Below are 5,060 nucleotides of genomic sequence, written 5' to 3' on the forward strand. Positions count from 1 at the left end.
GCAATGAGCGCGTCTGGGATGGCGATGGAGATGGCATAGCCGTGATCGACAAAGGGGCTTACGAGTATCAGCCGCTTTTCGCGCCTGTCAATCTCAGCGCTCAGCAAAGCGGCGCAAATGTTTATCTGAGCTGGGAGATGCCTGTCTATGATCGGAGTTTGAGCGGCTACCGCGTATACCGCAATGGCTGTGCCTACTCCCAAATCGGCGACCCCGCGCACTTGACTTTCCGGGACCACATCACGCAGAGCGATACCCTCAGCTACCATGTGGTTGCCCTCTACGGCAATGTGGAAAGCCCACCCAGCAATGAAGTGATCGTGTATATGGAGATTGTCGCCATTTCCGATGAGACCAATCCCCCTGATGCGGATTTTCTACTGATCCATCCCAATCCCTTTATTGAATTTACCATTTTGAGACTCGGACTGGCGCGGGCTGCGGAGGTTCGCATCGACATTTACAATCTGCGGGGACAAAAGGTTAAAACCATAAGTGAGGGAAAGCTTGACAAAGGCGAGCATGTTCTGTGGTGGAATGCGGATGATGACTCCGGAACAGGCGTGAGTAGCGGCATCTATCTCTGCCGTGTCTTTCAAAATAACGTACTAAAGCAGATCAAGAGAATCTCTTATATCAAGTGATCGAGCCTGGCAACAAATCCCTTGACAAGCTGGCCGGGCTTCAGGATTTGGTTCATACACACAGTGCTGAAGTGGTGAAATTGGTATACACGCTAGTTTCAGGGACTAGTGAGCGATGAGCTCATGGGGGTTCGAGTCCCCCCTTCAGCACCATTTTTTTGCCTGCCTGAAAATAAATTCATTGACGTCAATCCGAAGCCGACAAATCCTTGTTCAAAGTATGAATTTCTTGAGAGTAATATGGAAGAATACCGCTTATATCTGGACAAACTGAACATGATGCCCCATCCCAAGGGCGGTTTTTATCGCCGCAACTGGCAATCCCAGATCAGTGGAGACCTGAAGGATTCCACGGGCAGGATCGTTTTCCAGAACCGTCTGGTGGGCTCTTCGATCCTCTACTTGCTGCCTGCCGCCATGGTCTGCAAATGGCACCGCGTCCAATGCGACGAGATGTGGCACCTCTATGAAGGCACGCCCCTGAACATGTATTTCCTCTCCTCGCAGAAAGGGCTGGAAACCTTTGTACTGGGGAGGGACATCAAGGCCGGCCAGACCCCCCAGCTCATCGTTCCGCGCCAAACCTGGTTCGCCGCTGAATTGGCCGAACCCGGAGGCTTTGCTTTCTGCGGCTGCACGCTGTGGCCGGCTTTTTCTTACACCGATTTCGAACTGGCCGAGCCTGCCTCCCTGGCCGACGATTTCCCGGCCCACAAAGAACTCATTGAACGGATTCAGAATCACTCGCAATAGGAGAAATCTGCACTTGGCAAAGAAGATCTACATACTGGACACTAACGTACTGATCCACAATCCCCAGTCGCTGTTTTCCTTTGAGGAGAACCGCGTCGTGATCCCGATCGTAGTGATCGAGGAGATCGACCAATTCAAGAAGGGAGTGGATGAAAAGAGCCGCAACGCCCGCCAGATCGGGCGCTACCTCGATTCCCTGCGTGCCGGCGGCAGCCTGCAGGAAGGCGTGCAAATGGAAAACGGCGGGATCGTCCAGGTCACCGTAAACAAAGACGTAACCGACACCGCCTCCAAGCTGTTCTTCCTGGACCGCAACGACAACCTGATCATCGGAACCGCCCTCTATTTCCGGGACAAATACCCCGATCACGAGGTCACCCTGGTCTCCAAAGACGCCAATGTCCGCATCAAAGCAGACGCCGTGGGCATCAACGCGGAAAACTACGAGACCGACACCATCAAGTTTGAGGAGCTCTACACCGGCTGGGAGACGATGGAGCTGGAAGACTCGGTGTTTGACGAGATCAATGGCAAGAAATACATCCCCAATAGCTTCGGGGAACTGTATCCCAACCAGTTTGTCCGCTTCGTCAAAAAATCCGACCCGGAAAGCATCAAAACCCTGCGTTACCTCAAATCGAACAACGCGCTCTACACCCTGCAAAGCTATCTGGGGCAGGAGGTTTTCGGCATCAAGGCCCGCAATTACGAACAGGAAATGGCGCTCGACCTGCTCCTCGACGACACGATCAGGCTGGTCAGCCTGTCTGGAATAGCCGGAACGGGCAAAACACTTCTGGCCATGGCCGCCGGCTTGCAGAAGGTGGTGGAGGAAAGCAAATACACCCGGCTGGTGATCTCACGCCCCATCTCTCCGCTGGGCAAGGATCTGGGCTATCTGCCGGGCTCCAAATCAGACAAATTCAACCCCTGGATGCAGCCGATCTATGACAACATGGACATCCTGCTCTCCCTCCACGACGATATCAAGGCCGACAACATGAAGTCCAAACGCAAGCCCAGCCTGGAAGATTTTTTGGATTACGGCTTTTTGGAGCTGGAACCGCTCACCTATATCCGCGGACGCAGCCTGCCGGACCAGTTCATCATCATCGACGAGGCGCAAAACCTCACCCCGCATGAGATGAAGACCATCATCACCCGCGCCGGGGAAAACACCAAGCTCGTCCTCACCGGCGATCCCTACCAGATCGACATTCCCTACCTGGATTCCTCTTCCAACGGGCTTTCCGTGGCTGTGGAAAAGCTTAAGCAGGAAGATATCGTGGGCCACATCACCCTGGCCAAAGGCGAGCGCTCCCAACTGGCTGATCTGGCCGCCAAATACTTTTAGGAACTGACTTTGATGGCCAGTGCGCTGATCCGGGAACGCAGTTGGGTCGAGATCGATCTGGCCGCTTTCCGCTCCAATCTCCAAGCCTTGAAGAAGTTCCTCGCTCCCGCCCAGGGCTTCATCCAGATCGTCAAAGCGGACGCCTATGGTCACGGGGCTTTCCAGATCAGCCAGATGGCGATCGCTGAAGGGGCAGTGGCCCTCGGCGTGGCCAATCTTGAAGAAGGCAAGCTGCTCCGGATCCAGGGCTGCCAAGCTCCCATCCTCATCCTTTCGCCCTCTTTGGAAAATGAGATCCCCGGAATCATCGAGCATGGCCTCACCCCCACCCTGCCAGACAAGGATTTTGCCACCAGGCTGAATGACCAGGCTGCCTCCCGGAACATCAGGCTAAAGGTGCAGCTCAAGCTGGATAGCGGCATGCATCGCAGCGGGGCCTTGGAAAAGGAATTCGCCGCCCTCTGGAAACTCTGCCAAACCCTCTCCAACCTTGAAGTGGAGGGAGTTTTTTCCCACTTTGCCTCGGGAGAAAGCGACCTCGAATTCAGCCGCGAACAGGAAGCCGGTTTCCAACGGATCCTGAATAAATACGGCATATCCGTCCCCATCACCCATCTGGCCAACAGCTCCGCCCTGGTCAATGGACTCGGAGGCAGCGCCAATCTTTGCCGTTTGGGCATCCTCAGCTATGGAATCCACACCCATCCCTCGCAGGCAAAAAAGATAACCCTGCGCCCCGTCATGACCTTCAAATCAATAGTTACCCAGCTCAAAAACCTTCCCAAGGGCGGCGGGGTCGGCTATAACCTCACCTGGAAAGCCCCGCGCAGAACGCGTCTGGCCGTGGTCCCGGTCGGATACGCCGATGGCTACGATTTCCTGCTTTCCAACCAGGGCGTGGTTTCCATCCGGGAAAAACTCTGCCCCGTGATCGGCCGGGTCAGCATGGACATGCTCACTATCGACGTAACCGACCTCCCGGACGTTCATACCGGCGACGAGGTTATCCTGCTGGGTAATTCAGCTCCCGAACTGAGGGCCGAAAACCTGGCCCAAAAATACGGCGGCTCCGCCTACGAACTGCTTTGCCAGGTGGGACGCCGCGCAAAACGTTACTATTACGAGGGAAACAAGCTGGTCACCAGTTCACCCCTCTCCCGGCGCGACTTCGTGTCTTCGGATTTCACGGACTCCAAACTCAGCCAGATTATCCAGTCCGCCATCGCCCAAAGGCTCGACAGCGCGGAGATCGGAGAACTCATCTCCCGCGAGATCCTGAGGGTCTTTTTCTACAACAAGGACCGCGAGATCCTCTACCGGAGGGATTTTAACCACCATATCAGCTTTGAGGAAAGCGGCATAAAGGACTGCTGGCGGGCTTTCACCACCCTCAGCTTCGCCAAGGTGCTGCAAAACGACTATTTCATCGTCGCCTGCGCCAATTCCGAACAGGCCCTGAAAGCCTATTTCAAGCGCCGCGACGTTGAATACCGCTGGCTGGTGGACAGCAATTTCCAGCTTGATCCGGAATCCTTCCGCGTCTCTTCTGTGCGCGTGGACGGGCTGGAACTGGAAACCCGGGTCCAGGTCCGCAACAATTGCCTGGAGGTCCGTTGCTCCCATCCCGGGCTGAAAGGACTGATCGGCACCGAGGTGGGTTTCAGGATCGACACCAGCACCCTGTATCCCAAATATTCCCACCAGCTCAGCGTTTTCATCACCGAACTCACCCGCGGCGTGAAAATCAGCTTCACCCACCCCGCCTCCCTGGCCAGCCTCGATTGCGTTCCCGTCTTCTCTGGCCAGAACAAATATCCGCGCATAACCACCTCCAAAAACACGATAACCGTCACGACCAAAGCCGGCGAGTGGGTCTTTCCCCAGTCCGGAGTCGTGTTTGCCTACTAAGCAGGTTCCCTTTTTCTTCCCGATTTTATCCCGACTGGGCGATTCTGCCTTTTAACTCATACATCTGATTGTTGCGCAAGATATTAGCTATACTTTGCGCCCCACTCTCCCTCCCCTGGCTCCCCTTATCAATACGCTATCATTACGGACTCATTACGGACAAAGTCCGTAGTGAGTCCGTAATGATAGCGTAATGATAAGGAGAGCGATGAAGCGTCCTAAAAAAGTTGACACAAAACTGATAACAAAGGAGTGTCAAAATGGATGAAAGAAAAGGAAAAGAACTTTGAGCAGGCAGTCAAAGCCATGGACTTCAGTTATGAAATGCCGGGCTTCAAAGCTAATGAAACCCTTAGATGCGCTACCCGAAGAATAGGTGTCAGGACTGATGATCATCCCTC

4 protein-coding genes and 1 tRNA gene are annotated in these 5,060 nt (G+C 54.5%); all 5 read left to right on the forward strand.

Translation table 11 applies throughout. The features are described 5' to 3' along the window. The coding region (locus K0B87_09205) for a T9SS type A sorting domain-containing protein (protein ID MBW6514912.1) at positions 1-644 on the forward strand (644 nt) is incomplete at its 5' end. Between the two features lie 65 nt (positions 645-709). Further along, positions 710-797 (forward strand) — tRNA-Leu (locus K0B87_09210). 87 nt (positions 798-884) lie between these two features. Next, complete coding sequence (locus K0B87_09215; protein ID MBW6514913.1) at positions 885-1,397, forward strand: cupin domain-containing protein; 513 nt, start codon at positions 885-887, stop codon at positions 1,395-1,397. A 13-nt stretch (positions 1,398-1,410) separates the two neighbouring features. Then, positions 1,411-2,751 carry a PhoH family protein gene (locus tag K0B87_09220; protein MBW6514914.1) on the forward strand — a complete coding sequence of 447 codons (1,341 nt, stop codon included), beginning with the start codon at positions 1,411-1,413 and terminating at the stop codon, positions 2,749-2,751. Positions 2,752-2,763: 12 nt separating this feature from the next. Then, positions 2,764-4,659, forward strand: a complete 1,896-nt coding sequence (gene alr, locus K0B87_09225) for an alanine racemase (GenBank protein ID MBW6514915.1) — start codon at positions 2,764-2,766, stop codon at positions 4,657-4,659. Positions 4,660-5,060 lie beyond the last annotated feature (401 nt).

The sequence above is a fragment of the Candidatus Syntrophosphaera sp. genome, from assembly GCA_019429425.1.
In the GTDB taxonomy this organism is placed as follows: Bacteria; Cloacimonadota; Cloacimonadia; order Cloacimonadales; family Cloacimonadaceae; genus Syntrophosphaera.

Excerpts from the sequence above, each read along its gene's own strand:
- K0B87_09215 (MBW6514913.1), top strand. The coding sequence starts at position 885 with ATGGAAGAATACCGCTTATATCTGGACAAACTGAACATGATGCCCCAT.
- alr (MBW6514915.1), top strand. The coding sequence starts at position 2,764 with ATGGCCAGTGCGCTGATCCGGGAACGCAGTTGGGTCGAGATCGATCTG.